The 17,130-nt window shown below is 50.7% G+C and carries 12 protein-coding genes; 6 read left to right on the top strand and 6 right to left on the bottom strand.

Annotated features, from left to right (window positions below):
- Positions 1–75: 75 nt before the first annotated feature.
- The 4 genes from hmsP to C1192_RS15615 all read left to right on the top strand — a co-directional run bounded on the left by hmsP (position 76) and on the right by C1192_RS15615 (position 5,890).
- On the top strand, positions 76–2,064 hold the full coding sequence (gene hmsP, locus C1192_RS15645) for a biofilm formation regulator HmsP (RefSeq protein ID WP_001266370.1): 1,989 nt from the start codon (positions 76–78) through the stop codon (positions 2,062–2,064).
- Positions 2,065–2,246: 182 nt separating this feature from the next.
- Positions 2,247–3,461, top strand: coding sequence for a dicarboxylate/amino acid:cation symporter (locus tag C1192_RS15630; protein ID WP_038354761.1), 1,215 nt, complete (start codon positions 2,247–2,249; stop codon positions 3,459–3,461).
- 219 nt (positions 3,462–3,680) lie between these two features.
- Positions 3,681–5,177 carry a M16 family metallopeptidase gene (locus tag C1192_RS15620; protein WP_038354762.1) on the top strand — a complete coding sequence of 499 codons (1,497 nt, stop codon included), beginning with the start codon at positions 3,681–3,683 and terminating at the stop codon, positions 5,175–5,177.
- A 182-nt stretch (positions 5,178–5,359) separates the two neighbouring features.
- Positions 5,360–5,890: a hypothetical protein gene (locus tag C1192_RS15615; protein ID WP_016262648.1), complete on the top strand. Its 531-nt coding sequence runs from the start codon at positions 5,360–5,362 to the stop codon at positions 5,888–5,890.
- On the opposite strand, the gene C1192_RS15610 is transcribed toward C1192_RS15615, so the two are convergent.
- The 3 genes from C1192_RS15610 to kdgK form a co-directional block, all read right to left on the bottom strand.
- Positions 5,868–7,901, bottom strand: a complete 2,034-nt coding sequence (locus C1192_RS15610; RefSeq protein WP_038354763.1) for a hypothetical protein — start codon at positions 7,899–7,901, stop codon at positions 5,868–5,870. The genes C1192_RS15615 and C1192_RS15610 overlap by 23 nt on opposite strands.
- Positions 7,888–9,093, bottom strand: a complete 1,206-nt coding sequence (locus tag C1192_RS15605) for a DUF3142 domain-containing protein (RefSeq protein ID WP_001115604.1) — start codon at positions 9,091–9,093, stop codon at positions 7,888–7,890. The genes C1192_RS15610 and C1192_RS15605 overlap by 14 nt, the downstream gene beginning before the upstream one ends.
- 94 nt (positions 9,094–9,187) lie before the next feature.
- Entirely contained in the window at positions 9,188–10,117 is a 930-nt protein-coding gene (kdgK, locus tag C1192_RS15600; RefSeq protein ID WP_001517301.1) for a 2-dehydro-3-deoxygluconokinase, read from the bottom strand.
- 231 nt (positions 10,118–10,348) lie between these two features.
- Here kdgK and pdeH point away from each other — a divergent pair, with 231 nt between their 5' ends.
- Complete coding sequence (gene pdeH, locus C1192_RS15590) at positions 10,349–11,116, top strand: cyclic-guanylate-specific phosphodiesterase (protein ID WP_000621117.1); 768 nt, start codon at positions 10,349–10,351, stop codon at positions 11,114–11,116.
- Positions 11,117–11,185: 69 nt separating this feature from the next.
- The gene (locus C1192_RS15585) at positions 11,186–13,246 is read left to right on the top strand and encodes an AsmA family protein (RefSeq protein ID WP_038354764.1); all 2,061 of its coding nucleotides are present in this window, start codon (positions 11,186–11,188) and stop codon (positions 13,244–13,246) included.
- 181 nt (positions 13,247–13,427) lie between these two features.
- Here C1192_RS15585 and C1192_RS15580 read toward each other — a convergent pair whose 3' ends face one another.
- From C1192_RS15580 to C1192_RS15570, 3 genes are all read right to left on the bottom strand, one after another.
- A complete protein-coding gene (locus C1192_RS15580) occupies positions 13,428–14,750 on the bottom strand; it encodes an MFS transporter (RefSeq protein ID WP_038354765.1) in 1,323 nt (440 codons plus the stop codon).
- Between the two features lie 410 nt (positions 14,751–15,160).
- Positions 15,161–16,174, bottom strand: a complete 1,014-nt coding sequence (yhjD, locus tag C1192_RS15575) for an inner membrane protein YhjD (protein WP_000191245.1) — start codon at positions 16,172–16,174, stop codon at positions 15,161–15,163.
- A 48-nt stretch (positions 16,175–16,222) separates the two neighbouring features.
- Complete coding sequence (locus tag C1192_RS15570) at positions 16,223–17,122, bottom strand: LysR family transcriptional regulator (RefSeq protein ID WP_032159445.1); 900 nt, start codon at positions 17,120–17,122, stop codon at positions 16,223–16,225.
- Positions 17,123–17,130 lie beyond the last annotated feature (8 nt).

The following is a 17,130-nucleotide window of genomic DNA, read 5'->3' as shown; positions in this document are numbered from 1 at the left end:
AGATAGCGCCTCTCTTAATGCCGCTGCGATCGGGTATACTCGGGCGGCAATCTGGGATTTCCGGGGGGAGACAATTTGCGCGTTAGTCGCTCGTTAACAATTAAGCAGATGGCAATGGTGGCGGCCGTTGTCATGGTATTCGTTTTTGTTTTTTGCACTGTTTTGCTGTTTCATCTGGTACAGCAGAACCGCTATAACACGGCTACGCAACTGGAAAGCATTGCTCGCTCTGTCCGCGAACCCTTATCTTCCGCCATTTTGAAAGGTGATATTCCGCAGGCGGAAGCTATTCTTGCCAGCATAAAACCGGCGGGTGTGGTCAGCCGCGCCGATGTTGTATTACCTAACCAGTTCCAGGCGCTACGTAAAAGTTTTATTCCAGAGCGCCCGGTGCCAGTGATGTTCACCCGATTGTTTGAGTTACCGGTACAAATCTCGCTGGGCGTCTACTCGCTGGAGCGTCCGGCCACCCCGCAGCCGATTGCCTATCTGGTGTTACAGGCAGATTCCTTCCGCATGTACAAGTTCGTGATGAGCACCGTCTCTACGTTAGTGACCATTTACTTACTTTTGTCACTCATCCTGACGGTGGCGATTAGCTGGTGCATTAACCGACTGATATTACATCCTTTACGTAATATTGCTCGCGAACTAAACGCCATTCCACCGCAAGAGATTGTTGGTCATCAACTGGCCTTGCCGCGTCTGCATCAGGACGACGAAATCGGTATGCTGGTGCGCAGTTACAACCTTAATCAGCAATTGTTGCAGCGCCATTATGAAGAACAGTGCGAAAACGCGATGCGCTTCCCGGTGTCGGATTTGCCAAACAAAGCCTTGCTGATGGAGATGCTGGAGCAGGTGGTTGCACGTAAACAAACCACCGCACTGATGATCATCACTTGTGAAACGCTGCGTGATACCGCAGGCGTGCTGAAAGAGGCGCAGCGGGAAATCCTGCTACTGACGCTGGTGGAGAAAATCAAATCTGTGCTGTCGCCACGCATGATCCTCGCACAGGTCAGCGGCTATGACTTCGCTGTTATCGCTAACGGCGTACAGGAGCCGTGGCACGCTATCACATTAGGTCAGCAAGTGCTTACTATCATGAGCGAGCGTTTGCCAATTGAACGTATTCAACTGCGTCCACACTGTAGCATTGGTGTGGCGATGTTCTATGGCGATCTTACTGCCGAACAACTTTATGGTCGTGCTATTTCAGCGGCGTTTACTGCTCGTCATAAAGGGAAGAATCAAATTCAGTTCTATGATCCGCAGCAGATGGAAGAAGCTCAACAGCGGCTGACGGAAGAGAGCGATATCCTTAATGCACTGGAAAATCATCAGTTTGCTATTTGGTTGCAGCCACAGGTGGAGATGACCAGTGGCAAATTAGTCAGTGCGGAAGTGTTGTTGCGTATCCAGCAACCGGATGGTAGTTGGGAATTGCCGGATGGGCTAATCGATCGAATTGAGTCCTGTGGACTGATGGTTACCGTTGGTCATTGGGTGCTGGAGGAGTCCTGTCGGCTGCTTGCCGCCTGGCAAGAGCGCGGCATTATGCTGCCGTTGTCGGTGAACCTCTCGGCGCTACAGCTTATGCACCCGAATATGGTGCCGGATATGCTGGAGTTGTTAACCCGCTATCGCATTCAGCCGGGAACGCTGATTCTGGAAGTGACAGAGAGTCGACGTATTGATGACCCGCAAGCGGCGGTGGCGATCCTCCGTCCGCTGCGAAATGCCGGAGTACAGGTGGCACTGGATGATTTCGGCATGGGTTACGCAGGGCTACGTCAGTTGCAGCATATGAAATCGTTGCCAATAGACGTGCTGAAAATCGACAAAATGTTCGTTGAAGGCTTGCCAGAAGATAGCAGCATGATTACCGCAATTATCATGCTGGCGCAAAGTCTGAACCTACAAATGATTGCCGAAGGCGTGGAGACTGAAGCGCAACGCGACTGGCTGGCAAAAGCGGGCGTGGGTATTGCCCAGGGCTTCCTTTTTGCACGGCCACTCCCCATTGAAATCTTCGAAGAGAGTTACCTGGAAGATAAATAACTACCCCAAACTGATTACAAAACTTTAAAAAGTGCTGGTTTGTGCGAGCCAGCTCAAACTTTTTAACCTTTTTGTTTCAATTATGATCCAGGTACATTTCTGTGATGTTGTCTGGGTGTTATTTGAAGGCCGCAGGTACACCATAACCTTACAAGACCTGTGGTTTTACTAAAGGACACCCTATGAAGACCTCTCTGTTTAAAAGCCTTTACTTTCAGGTCCTGACAGCGATAGCCATTGGTATTCTCCTTGGCCATTTCTATCCTGAAATAGGCGAGCAAATGAAACCGCTTGGCGACGGATTCGTTAAGCTCATTAAGATGATCATCGCTCCCGTCATCTTTTGTACTGTCGTAACTGGCATTGCGGGCATGGAAAGCATGAAGGCGGTCGGTCGTACCGGCGCTGTCGCACTGCTTTACTTTGAAGTTGTCAGTACCATCGCGCTGATTATTGGTCTTATCATCGTTAACGTCGTGCAGCCTGGTGCCGGAATGAACGTCGATCCGGCAAGTCTTGATGCGAAAGCGGTCGCGGTTTACGCCGCGCAGGCGAAAGATCAGGGCATTGTCGCCTTCATTATGGATGTCATCCCGGCGAGTGTTATTGGCGCATTTGCCAGCGGTAACATCCTGCAGGTGCTGTTGTTTGCCGTCCTGTTTGGTTTTGCGCTCCATCGTTTGGGTAGCAAAGGCCAACTGATTTTTAACGTTATCGAAAGTTTCTCGCAGGTCATCTTCGGCATTATCAATATGATCATGCGCCTGGCACCCATTGGTGCGTTTGGGGCGATGGCGTTTACTATCGGTAAATACGGCGTCGGCACACTGGTGCAACTGGGGCAGCTCATTATCTGCTTCTACATCACCTGTATCCTGTTTGTGGTGCTGGTACTGGGTTCAATCGCTAAAGCGACCGGTTTCAGTATCTTCAAATTTATCCGTTATATCCGTGAAGAATTGCTGATTGTTTTGGGGACGTCTTCTTCCGAGTCAGCGCTGCCGCGTATGCTCGACAAGATGGAGAAACTCGGTTGCCGGAAATCGGTGGTGTTTATCGCCCAGGCCACCAACAGTGAGATGGATATCGTCCACCAAATCACGCTGTTAGTTGTGTTGCTGCTTTCTTCCAAAGGGGCTGCAGGGGTAACGGGCAGTGGCTTTATCGTGCTGGCGGCGACGCTTTCAGCCGTGGGTCATTTACCGGTGGCTGGTCTGGCGCTGATCCTCGGCATCGACCGCTTTATGTCGGAAGCTCGTGCGCTGACTAATCTTGTCGGTAATGGTGTCGCAACTATCGTGGTAGCGAAGTGGGTTAAAGAACTGGACCACAAAAAACTGGATGATGTGCTGAATAATCGTGCGCCGGATGGCAAAACGCACGAATTATCCTCTTAATCTCACTACTTATGCCCGCACTCCCTTCCCCGAGTGCGGGTGTTTGCGCATAATTGACCCCTGTGCCCGAACTGACCCCCTGGGTGAGTTCGGGTTTATTTCACTTCCTCCGTGACATTTTCATGTTCTTGCGGTCTAACACGAAGTGTTTTTAACGTCATTCAGACTGACCGACAACGGGCAGTCTTTTATTACCAGGATAGTTGATCAGGGGTTCACATGCAGGGCACAAAAATTCGACTTTTAGCGGGCGGTTTGCTGGTGATGGCCACTGCTGGCTATGTGCAGGCAGATGCGCTCCAGCCTGATCCAGCATGGCAACAGGGGACGCTCTCCAACGGTTTACAGTGGCAAGTGCTGACCACGCCTCAGCGTCCCAGCGATCGTGTTGAAATTCGCCTGCTGGTTAATACCGGTTCGCTCGCTGAAAGTACACAACAGAGCGGTTACAGCCACGCTATTCCTCGTATTGCGCTAACGCAAAGCGGTGGCCTGGAAGCAGCACAGGCACGTTCATTGTGGCAACAGGGGATCGACCCTAAGCGTCCAATGCCGCCGGTGATCGTCTCTTATGACACCACGCTGTTTAATCTTAGTTTGCCAAATAACCGTAACGACCTGCTGAAAGAAGCGCTCTCTTATCTGGCGAATACGACCGGCAAGCTGACCATCACGCCAGAAACGGTAAACCATGCGTTGCAAAGCCAGGACATGGTGGCAACCTGGCCAGCCGACACCAAAGAAGGCTGGTGGCGCTATCGTTTGAAAGGATCTACCTTGCTAGGTCACGATCCTGCTGATTCGCTGAAACAACCCGTTGAGGCGGCGAAAATTAAAGATTTCTACCAGAAATGGTACACCCCAGATGCTATGACGCTGCTGGTGGTGGGTAATGTTGATGCGCGCTCGGTTGTCGACCAAATCAACAAAACCTTTGGCGAATTGAAAGGCAAACGTGAAACACCGGCACCAGTGCCGACGCTTTCTCCGCTGCACGCCGAAGCGGTAAGCATTATGACTGACGCAGTGCGTCAGGACCGGTTATCCATTATGTGGGATACGCCGTGGCAGCCGATTCGTGAGTCAGCGGCGCTCCTGCGCTACTGGCGTGCTGATCTGGCCCGTGAGGCGCTGTTCTGGCATGTTCAGCAAGCACTAAGCGCCAATAACAGCAAAGATATCGGCCTCGGTTTTGACTGCCGTGTGCTGTATCAGCGTGCGCAATGTGCCATCAACATCGAGTCGCCAAACGACAAACTGAACAGCAACCTGAATCTGGTTGCGCGTGAACTGGCGAAAGTTCGTGATAAAGGCCTGCCAGAAGAAGAGTTCAACGCTCTGGTTGCGCAAAAGAAACTGGAGTTACAGAAACTGTTTGCTGCTTATGCGCGAGCTGATACCGATATTCTGATGGGGCAGCGGATGCGTTCACTGCAAAATCAGGTCGTCGATATCGCGCCAGAGCAATATCAGAAACTGCGTCAGGATTTTCTTAACAGCCTGACGGTAGAAATGTTAAATCAGGATCTGCGTCAGCAGTTGTCGAACGACATGGCATTAATTCTGCTGCAGCCGAAAGGTGAGCCGGAATTTAACATGAAAGGATTGCAGGCCGCCTGGGATCAAATCATGGCACCATCTACTGCGGCTGCCGCCACATCTGTAGCCGCAGATGATGTGCATCCTGAAGTGACGGATATTCCACCCGCACAGTGATAAATAACCCGGCAGCCTTTCTTCTGGCTGCCGGGATTAACGGTGACGAATAAGTTACCGTGATATACCCGCAGATATTTTTCCTGGCACGGTGGTAGCGTGCGGATAATCATTGACGGCTGTGGTTTATGTAAAAGTAAGCAACCACACGTTTGTGAACGTAACGTGCTAAAGGGATATAAATGCGCTACAAAGCCACACTATTCTTGCTGATAATGATTCTCAGCTTAACGGGTCTCTATTCCTGCAACAAAAACTTCCTCTTGCTATGGGATGCGAATAATATTTATGTCAGTACAAGAGATAATATCGATAAAGACAAGATAAAAATAGAATTCGGTATCAGCGTCAACACGATCAACCGAGAAACGGATGCTGAATTATTTGCTGACAGAGCGAAGTATACAATTCTCTTCGGCGGTAACCTGAAAAACAGGATGATAAACGAGTACGGCGAAAATGATTTTCTAATTACCTTCGATGACCGCTGCTATTTATCATTTCGGCAATTTAAAACCAACCGTAGACATCAGCATGATTATTATTTTGACTTCTTTAACAATAATGGGAATGCCTTCGTCACGGTCGAAATTAAAGGCGAAAATCCACTTAAATTTACGCGTAGCATGAATGATATGCGTCAGCAGTTTTCGCTAACCTATAAAGATAGTACTTCTCATCTCTGCAAGGTTATTTCTTCAGTTCCTTCCTGAATACCGGTTCTGGGCAATCACGACCAAAATGTGCCGCCCAGTCAAAAGCTTTACCATTTTTCACGTAGCGTTGATAAATTAATGCTTCAGTTTCTGGATCAAGATATCTGACCCAACTTGCAGCATGGCATAACACGGCGGCCCATGCTTGGGTTTTGGGGTGAAGTAACCTGGCAGATTGTCCGGCCCATTCCGCAGCTTGCCAGCGGTAATGCAAAAAGTGATTATTTTTGTCAGGCACTGCATTAGCAACACGACGGTTTTCTTTCTCGCCTATCCAACTGCCATTATTAGTGTAGGTATAGGGTGTTGAATATGCGCCACTGGTAATAGCATAGTCGGGATACATTTCGTAGGCGATAAGTTCGATGCCATTATATCGTAATAATCTTGCAGCCTCGTATTGCGCCTGCGCGCGTTGCTTATCAGGGATATTTTTATTTTTTGCTATTGCCATTAAATCAGCCAGTTTTTGTGCGCCCTGGCGATGATCAGGAATATCAAACCAATTGATGGCCTTCTGATATTGACCATGACGTATTAATCGTCTACCTAATAGCGCACGTACTTTAACGTCCGTTGGAATAATATCTGGCGAAAGATAATAATCGTAACGGCTATTATTTAAATCTACAGGCTTTAAAGGGTGCCGAGGTGCTGGTACGTTTTTTTCAACAAACGTCTGTAACTCCGGCAAGGTTAAAACGTTTTCTGCAACCCAGGCTAAATCGGCCCAATAGAGATCTTTAGCCTGGTAAAACAATGCGGTGGCCTGAAGATAATCATCGCGTTTCAATGCCACAATCGCTTGCTCACTGGCAATACGGCAAGATGGGATGGTAACTTTATCACCATGATAATAAGGGCTTTCCGGGTTCATACTTCCCCAGACTTCATCGGTAGTGAACAGCGGGGCTGCGCGAGCATAGTGACGCGTTGCCAGTGGAATATCTCCGGCTCGTAATGCCAGTTTTGCTTTTAACCATTCGCTTAAGCCACTTTCTGGTGCATCCTGCAACAGCGTTTGTGCTAACGAATAATTTCCTGCCCGATACGCCAGTGCTGCCAGTCGATCGCTATAACTAAATCCTTTAACCCTGTGTTGACTTAGCAACTTAATTAAACGGTCGCGATGCGTCGGACAGGTATAATCTACAAGGTCTTTAGTACAGGCTTCACTGACATATCCCCAGTCTTGACGAATAAATAGCTCTGCGATTACCAGTTGCTGAACCAGTGGAGCATCAATAACCGACTCCAGCAGTGATAAATTTTTCTCCCTGGTTATATACAGCGAAATCATCCGTAGCGAAGTTTTCCCGGAGGGCGAACCCTGAGCCGCTTGTTGGGCATAAATTTTTACTGCCGCAGCTATATTGCCTTTTCTCAGATAATAATGCCCAAGCTGACCGAGACTGGCGAGAGAGAGCAGTTCAGGATCGGCTGCTCCACTACGGACTTCTTCAATGATTTGCAGATAACGCTGTACGGCCTGCTCAGCAATCTGCTGATTAAAACCACCTTTATTGATTATAAGATCGAGATCGTCGCCAGCGGCATCAAATCCCCCTCTTGCCAGACTATATAACGTAGCAAGCCGCCATTCCCCTTGCTCTGTTTTCGGCAAGGCCAATAGTTGCTGAAAGTATGGGCTATCGTATTTTCCCTGATGAAAATCCTGAGCTCCTGAATAATAAAGTCTCTGCGCATCAGATAATGGCGTCTGCAATTTTTGTGCGATTTCCAGTGTCCGATTTTGCGCAGGAGGCTCAGCATCATTATCTGAATCTGTCTTCATTGCCTCAACGGGCTGCCATATTGGTAAACCAGGATCGCGTTTAACCAATTGTTGTACTTCAAAGACAAAACTGCCATTTGGCATTTCCAGCAGTGCGTTATTGCGGTCAGTTAACAGATGATTGGGAATAAATGGTCCACAGGCATTAACGTTTGTGCTAATTAGTGAGAGCAATACAACAACGGAAAGCTGCGATATTTTAGGGGATAACATTAAACTCTCCTTGTAGTCTTTGATTGCAGCGCGCCCATCCCAGCGGGCTGCTTTCTCCGGCGCGCAGTTGCCTGGCGCTTATCCTTACAAAATGCAGGCTGGATGAGTGAGGTTGCACCTGATAGTGGCTGGCTCCATCAACGAATGGGCAATCGGCATTGGGCAGAATTACTTGTTTCGGCAACGGCGCATCAATTTTTCCGCTGTTTTTAATAGCCAGATCAAAAAGTTGCTCGTCTGCATGTTGAGTAATTATTAACGACCAGCGTGGCGTCAGTGGTTTATGCCGAATCACGGCTTCCAGCGTCGTTAGTGACCAGGCGCGACGATCGCCTGCTAACGGTAGCCGAAACCATACCAGGCCCTGTAATCCACGTGGCGGTTGCTGTTTTAAATATTGAATGAAATCGGCAAGTGTCTGCGGCGACACACTGAGTTCACGCATCTCCCCAGCAACATATAACGGAGCTTCGCTCTCAACGCGATTATCACTGGTGAGCGCGGAACCGTAAGCGGGCAATGCAATGAAAAAAGGATGCGTAGTTTGCCTGGCATATTGCTTTACCCAACGTTGCGCCAGGCTGGCATCGAACAAGCCTTTTTCGGGCGACAGCACGTTATGTACCTGCAAAACCGAAGTATCCGCAATGCGCAATAATCGTGCGAGATGTGGTGATTCAAGCCAGGTGGGCAGGGCGGTTACGCTAAGTTTTATATTTGTGGGAAGCGTCTGATGTAACGCACTAAGTAGTATCAGATAGTCCGGCAATTTTGCTGTTGGCGCGTCATAATCAATTTCCACGCCTGCCAGCGTAATTCCTGCCTTTTGCCACTCACGTTGGGTTTGTTGAATATGCTGGATAATTTGCTGGTTATTAAGCTGTGTAAGCTGACCGTCGAGTCTCGCAACCAGCCAGACCGGGCGACCATCTTGCTGAATAAGCGAAGTATTCACCGCAAAATGTCGGATTCCTTCCTGCGGATGAAATTGCATCCCGAGTATGCGCAGCGTAGAGAAAAGTGGGTGGCTTCGTTTTAATGCCTCGTTATGTTCTGCCGTCCAGATGCGTTGCCAGATATAGACTTGCTGATCAAAGCGAAGCGGCTGTGAGGGGGGAAATAAAATATGCAGCCCGTAACCCAGGCAGATCAGAAGAAGTGAAGCTGCAAAAATCCTTTTGCAAAATGGCATATTGTCACGGCATAAAGATTACCAACAGGACGATAGTGTACTGCCGAAACTATTAACGGAGAACGAATATCTGCCCGTTCTCCGCCAAAAACCATTACGCTGGCATCGCCTCACGCGGGATAATCGCGCCGCGATACTGAATCACGGTGCTGGCAGTCAAATGCCCGCGTTTTGCCGCTTCTTCTGCACTGCCGCCGGTAAGGCGTACCGCCAAATAACCGGCGCTGAAAGAGTCGCCCGCAGCGGTGGTATCGATCACTTTTTCTTTCGGCAGTTTTACTGCCGGAACGTCCACTAACCCTTCGCCCACAATGGACACCAGGCAAGAATCTGCGCCGCGTTTCACCACCACTTCTTTCACGCCCGCGTTATGGGTACGCGCAATGACGTCTTCCACCGGCTGTTGACCCCACAGCGCATCTTCATCATCCAGCGTCAGGAAAGCGATGTCCGTGCATTCCAGCATTTGCTGGTAGACCTGCTGCGTCTCTTCTTTGCTGGCCCACAGGCGTGGACGGTAGTTATTGTCGAAAATTACTTTCCCGCCATTGGCGCGGCATTCGCGCAGCAGAGAAAGCAGTTTTTCGCGACTGGTGGGGCTTAAGATCGCCAGGCTAATGCCGCTCAGATAGAGATAATCAAAATTCGCCAGTTCTGCACAAATCGCCGCCGATTGCTCGCTCTCCAGCCAGAATTTGGCCGCGGCTTCGTTACGCCAGTAGTAGAAAGTCCGTTCGCCGGTGCTGTCGGTTTCAATGTAATAAAGACCCGGCAGACGGTTTTCCATCCGTTGGGTCAGGGAAGTATCGACGTTCTCTCCGTGCCAGGCGTCCAGCATCTGCTGACTAAAACTGTCCGTTCCCAGCGCCGTTACGTAATGAACGGTTAATGCCGCAGGATCGACCTGACGAGCGATGTAGACGGAAGTGTTCAGGGTATCGCCGCCGAAACCGCGCTTAACGTCTGCGCCTTTCTCGGAAAGCTCAATCATGCATTCGCCAATCACGGCAATCTTTTTGGACATAGTCGTGAACCTGATCTGTAAAAAATTAGCGTTAGTTTGCGCTGCGGTGGTTTGTTGGTCAACTATATTAAAACACTGTTCCATTATTTTTTTGAGCCAGAACGTATTCCTGAGAAATTCCGTCGTTGCGCGGGCAAATTAACTCCTCTCTGGCGGTAAAGTTCTGCCGTAGCGCGCCGATAATATTTGTCGAGTCCGGCCAGTATCACTTTTAAACACAGGACATCTTCGATGATAAGGCAGGTTATCCAGCGAATAAGCAACCCTGAAGCAAGCATCGAGAGCTTGCAGGAACGGCGTTTTTGGTTGCAATGTGAGCGAGCTTACACCTGGCAGCCGATTTACCAGACTTCCGGGCGATTGATGGCCGTGGAGCTTTTAACGGTTGTCACGCATCCCGATAATCCTTTGCAACGACTGCCGCCAGATCGTTATTTTGCCGAAATCACCGTCAGGCATCGGATGGATGTGGTGAAAGAACAGATTGATTTACTAGCGAAAAAAGCCGCGTTCTTTGCTGAGCACGGTCTGCTGGCATCGGTTAATATTGATGGTCCTACACTTCTCGCCCTGCGTCAGCGGCCGGAGATTTTACGCCAGATTGACCGTCTTCCCTGGCTGCGTTTTGAACTGGTGGAACACATCCGCCTGCCGAAAGATTCAACGTTTGCCTCAATGTGCGAATTTGGCCCGCTGTGGCTGGATGATTTTGGCACCGGGATGGCAAACTTTTCTGCGCTAAGTGAAGTGCGTTATGACTACATCAAAATCGCTCGCGAGTTGTTTGTGATGCTGCGCCAGTCGCCGGAAGGGCGCACGCTCTTTTCCCAGCTTTTGCATTTGATGAACCGCTACTGCCGCGGCGTGATTGTCGAAGGTGTCGAGACTGAGGAAGAATGGGGCGATGTGCAAAATTCTCCCGCATTCGCTGCACAAGGCTGGTTTCTTTCGCGCCCTGCGCCGATAGAAACGCTGGATTCAGTGGCGCTGGCTCTGTAAGCCGCCTCATTTTTCGCCTGGCTGGACTATCTTTAGGACTGGCACAGGAAGAACATGAGGAAGCGAACTATGAGCAAGGTAGGCAAAATAACCGCTGCGATTTCAGGGGCTTTCTTGTTGTTGGTCGTCGTGGCGATCATTTTGATTGCGACTTTTGACTGGAATCGTCTCAAACCGACCATCAACCAGAAAGTCTCTGCGGAATTGAATCGCCCCTTCGCTATTCGTGGCGATCTGGGCGTGGTGTGGGAGCGGCAAAAACAAGAAACCGGCTGGCGTAGCTGGGTGCCGTGGCCTCATGTGCACGCAGAAGACATCATTCTCGGCAACCCGCCGGATATTCCCGAAGTAACGATGGTGCATTTGCCGCGCGTAGAAGCAACGCTGGCTCCGCTGGCGCTGCTGACCAAAACGGTCTGGTTGCCGTGGATCAAGCTGGAAAAGCCTGATGCGCGCCTGATTCGCCTCTCTGAAAAGAACAACAACTGGACGTTCAACCTCGGCAACGATGACAACAAAGACGCGAATGCAAAACCGTCGGCGTGGTCGTTTCGGCTGGATAATATTCTGTTCGATCAAGGGCGGATCGCTATTGATGACAAAGTAAGCAAAGCGGATCTGGAGATTTTTGTTGATCCGTTAGGCAAGCCGTTGCCGTTCAGCGAAGTGACCGGATCGAAAGGTAAAACGGATCAAGAAAAGGTGGGCGATTACGTTTTTGGCCTGAAAGCACAAGGGCGCTATAACGGCGAACCACTCATGGGGACGGGTAAAATTGGCGGTATGCTAGCGCTGCGTGGTGAAGGGACACCGTTTCCGGTACAGGCTGATTTTCGCTCCGGTAACACCCGTGTCGCTTTTGATGGCGTGGTGAATGACCCAATGAAAATGGGCGGCGTCGATTTACGGCTTAAATTTTCTGGCGATTCGCTGGGTGATCTCTACGAACTGACCGGCGTTCTGTTGCCCGATACGCCGCCGTTTGAAACCGATGGCCGACTGGTAGCGAAAATCGACACTGAAAAATCGTCGGTCTTTGATTATCGCGGCTTTAACGGGCGCATTGGTGATAGCGATATTCACGGTTCTCTGGTCTACACCACCGGCAAACCACGACCAAAACTGGAAGGTGACGTCGAGTCGCGGCAGTTACGGCTGGCAGATCTGGGGCCGTTGATTGGCGTTGATTCCGGGAAAGGTGCGGAAAAGTCGAAACGGTCTGAACAGAAGAAGGGCGAAAAGAATGTTCAGCCTGCGGGCAAAGTGCTGCCATATGACCGCTTCGAAACCGATAAATGGGATGCGATGGATGCCGATGTCCGTTTTAAAGGTCGGCGCATTGAGCATGGCAGCAGTCTGCCGATTAGCGATCTTTCTACCCATATCATCCTCAAAAACGCCGACCTGCGCCTGCAACCGCTGAAATTTGGCATGGCGGGCGGCAGTATTGCGGCGAACATTCATCTGGAAGGGGATAAAAAACCGATGCAGGGTCGGGCGGATATTCAGGCTCGTCGGATGAAACTGAAAGCGTTGATGCCGGATGTGGCGCTGATGCAGAAAACACTGGGTGAAATGAACGGCGATGCTGAACTGCGCGGTAGCGGCAACTCGGTGGCGGCGCTGCTGGGAAATAGTAATGGCAACCTGAAACTGTTGATGAATGACGGGCTGGTGAGCCGTAACCTGATGGAGATTGTCGGCTTGAACGTCGGTAACTACATTGTCGGTGCGATTTTTGGTGATGACGAGGTGCGGGTGAACTGCGCGGCGGCGAATCTGGATATTGCCAACGGCGTGGCGCGTCCGCAGATTTTTGCTTTCGATACTGAGAATGCGTTGATTAATGTTACCGGCACGGCAAGTTTTGCTTCGGAGCAACTGGATTTAACTGTCGATCCAGAGAGCAAAGGTATTCGGATTATCACGCTGCGTTCGCCGCTGTATGTCCGCGGAACGTTCAAAAATCCGCAGGCAGGGGTGAAAGCAGGGCCGTTGATTGCCCGTGGTGCTGTTGCGGCAGCACTGGCAACGCTGGTGACACCTGCGGCGGCATTACTGGCGTTGATATCACCTTCAGAAGATGAAGCTAATCAGTGCCGGATGATTTTGTCGCAGATGAAGAAGTGATGATAATTGCCGGATGTCTGGCATCCGGCAATTAAACAGATTTAGATTGTTGGCAAAGTGTGCTTTGTTCATGCCGGATGCGGCGTGAACGCCTTATCCGGCCTACTAATCCTTGCGAATTCAATACATTGTATGGAAATTCAGGCCTGATAAGCGTAGCGCATCAGGCTTTTCACTCTTATTACAACGACTGATGTCGCGTCTCATGCGTCAGCAGCAGAGCGATTAGCGTCAAGCCGGCCATCGCCGCCAGATATAACCCTACCGCACCTAACCCGTAGTGAGTCTGCAGCCAGGCCGCGATATACGGTGCAACGGAAGCCCCGAGAATCGACGATACGTTGTAAGAGAATGATGCTCCGGTGTAACGCACTTCCGTTGGGAACAGCTCTGGCAACAGCGCGCCCATTGGCCCGAAGGTCAGCCCCATCAGACTTAACCCCAGCAGCAGGAAGGCAAAAACCAGAATCGGGTTGCCAGAACCGAGCAGTGGGTTAAAGGCGAACAGTGCGAACAGGATGATCAGTGTGGTGATGATTACCATGCTTTTACGACGACCAAAGGCATCAGCCAGCAATCCGGCTACCGGCACCATCACGCCAAAACCGATTACTGCCATCATCAGCATCCACAGCACTTCATTGCGCGGCAGGCCAAGCCCGACTGGCGCGGCGGCGGTACTGAAGGTCATTGAATAGACGGTCATGATGTAAAACAGCGTATAGGTCGCCAGCATGATAAAGGTGCCGAGTACCGTAACGCGTACGTGTTTGGTCAGCAGCGTACCCAGCGGGATCTTCACCTGCTTTTTCGCTTTAGCGACTTTCTCAAACACCGGCGACTCATGCAGCGACACGCGAACATACAGGCCGATAATCACCAGCACCGCCGAGAAGATAAACGGCACGCGCCAGCCCCAGCTCATAAACTGCTCGTCGGTTAGCAGCCAGGAAAGCAGCAGGAAAGTGCCGTTGGCAAAGAAGAAGCCAATCGGTGCGCCCAACTGCGGGAAGGAGCCATACAGCGCACGTTTACGCGGCGGCGCATTTTCGGTCGCCAGCAGCGCTGCGCCGCCCCATTCACCGCCTAATCCCAGGCCCTGACCAAATCGAGCCAGCGCCAGCAGCAGCGGGGCGAAAATACCAATCGTTGCGTAGCCAGGCAGCAGGCCGATGACTACCGTCGAAATTCCCATCGTTAGCAAAGAGGCGACCAGCGTCGCTTTACGCCCAACGCGATCGCCAAAATGACCAAACACGGCAGAGCCGATGGGGCGCGCGACGAAAGCGATAGCGAAGGTCGCGAGCGACTGTAGTGTCGCCGCCGCCGGATCGCCCTGCGGGAAGAAGATATGCGGGAATACAATAACGGCCGCAGTGGCGTAAATGTAGAAGTCGAAAAACTCAATGGCCGTGCCAGTGAGGGAGGCGACAAGGACTTTATTACGCGAGTTGATCGGCGTGTATTCTTGCTCGTTGTCGAGTGTTGTGGCTGTTGCTTGCATAATCTTTTCTTATTTTTTGTCTAACGAATAGCCATATTACGCACAGCAAAAGTGATATTTCAATGTGTAACAAACCACGAAAACGACTAAAAACCAGGCAAAAAGGGGATAATGTTTAGGCTGGTGATTTTTCTTCTATGAAATTCTTCACATAATTTCATAAATAGTCGATAAAACTGGTTTTAGGTTAAATAAAAGTTACCAACTGGATTTATATGCTGAGCTTATGAGTTGGCATGAAATTGTTTGCTCCTGAAGCGATACTGAAGAGGCGCAGGGGGAAGAGTTTCAGGAGGTTATGTGCGCGTTATAGCCGGATGCGATGCTGGAGCATCTTACCCGGCCAGGGGGGAACCAGACCGAATAAATTCGTAGGTCGGATAAAGCGTTTGCGCCGCATCCGGCATATTTTAATGTTGTGTTTTACCCGGCATTCGCGGGTCATCTTTGTACTCGGCGGTGGCAATCCACGCCGCGCAAAACAGCGTCAGACGGGCGAAGAAGTAGAAAAATGCCATCAGCCCCAGCACGGAACCAAAGGCTGCGCCGGAGGGGGATTTCATCAGCGATGGCAGGGTGTAGGTCATCACAATTTTAATCACTTCAAAACCAATAGCTGCGATGAATGTCCCGCGAATTAGCGCCTTTTTCCGTGGGCGGTGACGCGGCAGCCGCCAGAAGATCCAGAAGAAAAGCAGATAGTTGGCGAAGATGGAAATCGCCAGGCCAATCAATCGCCACGTCGGTTTCAGCCACTCAATGCTATTAAGGTGTAATGCGCTAATAATCATTTGCTGCGCAGAACCGGCAACGGAGGTGATTGAGAGCGTCACAATCAGCGCAATCAACAAGCCAATCAGCGAAATAAAATCACGCAGATATTTAACCCAGAATTTTTCTTGATCTTGCGGCGAACGTTCCCAGACATCACGCGACTGGGCGCGAATCGCTTCACGTAAATTGCCCATCCAGTTGATGCCGGAATAAAGTGCCACCGCCAGGCCAACAAGACCTACGGTAGTACGCTGCTGAACAGCGGTGTTGATGGTGTTTTTCAACGTGGCGGCAAGCGTTGGATCGCTGATGTTTTGCAGAATTTTGTCGAAGATATCCTGTAACAGCATCGGATGCGAAGCCAGCACAAAACCCCCAGCAGCAAACGACACCATCAAAATCGGGATCATCGACAAAAACGAGAAATAGGTGATCGCTGCGCCAAACTGATTACCCAGTCGATCGTTAAAGCGTTCAGTCGCGCGAATCAGGTGCGCGATGATCGGTTGGCGTTGGACTTTTTCGGCGGTGGTGGTGACAGTTTCCAGCACCTGGCTGACTTTGCCGCCTTTATCGCTATTATCCAGATGCTTAATCGGCTCATGCTCCAGATCTTGGGTGGGACGTTTGATCTCGTTTTCCTGCGTCATCCGCTCTTTAGTCCTTCAGTCGTTGTCTGTCTTAAAAAGTATAGTCGGTCAGTCCAGGTGCTCTTTCATTACGCCTGCAACCCACTGCATAAACAGGTTTACACGGCGGGAAAGCTCCCGACGCTGAGGGTAAACCAGGGAAATGGAGAGTGGAGCGGCGCGATAGCTGGGCAACACTTCAATAAGCCGTCCGGCGCGCAGGGCTTCGCGCACGGCGATACGGGGGATCTGAATAATCCCCAGCCCCGCCAGACCGGCGGCGAGATAGGTTTCGCTACTGTTTACCGTCAACATGCCGCCGGACTTAAACCACTGGACGCCATGACCACTGGCAACCTCAAAACCCAATGGGTGCACGCCCAGATGTGGCGTGTAATGCACTACCGCGTGTGAAGTCAGATCGTCGGGATTTTGCGGATAACCAAAGCGCGTCAGATAGTGCGGACTGGCACAGTTGACCATCGTCAGTTTGCCGAGTGGACGGGTGATGAGTCCATCGTCGGGTAACGTACCTGTGCGAACCACACAATCAAAGCCATCATGAAGAATATCTACCTGACGGTCGCTGCTGCTTAATTCGAGTTCAATACCCGGATACTGATACAGAAAATCGGGTAACCGCGGCAGCAACAAATTTTTCGCCATTCCGACCGGGATATCGACGCGCAATTTACCGCTGATGCTGGTGGTATCCTGCAAAAACAGGCCGTCCAGTTCGTTGAGATTACTCAACACATCTTTCGCCCGTTGATAATAGGTCATACCATCCGGCGTCAGTTGTACCCGCCGCGTGGTACGCTGGAGGAGCTGGGTGCCAAGCTGGTTTTCCAGTGCCTGGATTTGACGCGAGACGCTACCTTTCGGCAGAGCAAAGAAATCTGCCGCGCGGGAAAAACTTTCCAGCTCCGCGACTTTGATGAACAACTGCATTGCGTGAATTTTATCCATTTCTTTGA

Source organism: Escherichia marmotae (assembly GCF_002900365.1).
GTDB classification, from domain to species: domain Bacteria; phylum Pseudomonadota; class Gammaproteobacteria; order Enterobacterales; family Enterobacteriaceae; genus Escherichia; species Escherichia marmotae.
Note: the sequence above shows the minus strand (reverse complement) of the source record. Positions and strands in the feature narration are given on the sequence as shown.

Excerpts from the sequence above, each read along its gene's own strand:
- C1192_RS15630 (WP_038354761.1), top strand. The coding sequence starts at position 2,247 with ATGAAGACCTCTCTGTTTAAAAGCCTTTACTTTCAGGTCCTGACAGCG.
- C1192_RS15620 (WP_038354762.1), top strand. The coding sequence starts at position 3,681 with ATGCAGGGCACAAAAATTCGACTTTTAGCGGGCGGTTTGCTGGTGATG.
- C1192_RS15615 (WP_016262648.1), top strand. The coding sequence starts at position 5,360 with ATGCGCTACAAAGCCACACTATTCTTGCTGATAATGATTCTCAGCTTA.
- C1192_RS15610 (WP_038354763.1), bottom strand. The coding sequence starts at position 7,901 with ATGTTATCCCCTAAAATATCGCAGCTTTCCGTTGTTGTATTGCTCTCA.
- C1192_RS15605 (WP_001115604.1), bottom strand. The coding sequence starts at position 9,093 with ATGCCATTTTGCAAAAGGATTTTTGCAGCTTCACTTCTTCTGATCTGC.
- kdgK (WP_001517301.1), bottom strand. The coding sequence starts at position 10,117 with ATGTCCAAAAAGATTGCCGTGATTGGCGAATGCATGATTGAGCTTTCC.
- pdeH (WP_000621117.1), top strand. The coding sequence starts at position 10,349 with ATGATAAGGCAGGTTATCCAGCGAATAAGCAACCCTGAAGCAAGCATC.
- C1192_RS15585 (WP_038354764.1), top strand. The coding sequence starts at position 11,186 with ATGAGCAAGGTAGGCAAAATAACCGCTGCGATTTCAGGGGCTTTCTTG.
- C1192_RS15580 (WP_038354765.1), bottom strand. The coding sequence starts at position 14,750 with ATGCAAGCAACAGCCACAACACTCGACAACGAGCAAGAATACACGCCG.
- yhjD (WP_000191245.1), bottom strand. The coding sequence starts at position 16,174 with ATGACGCAGGAAAACGAGATCAAACGTCCCACCCAAGATCTGGAGCAT.
- C1192_RS15570 (WP_032159445.1), bottom strand. The coding sequence starts at position 17,122 with ATGGATAAAATTCACGCAATGCAGTTGTTCATCAAAGTCGCGGAGCTG.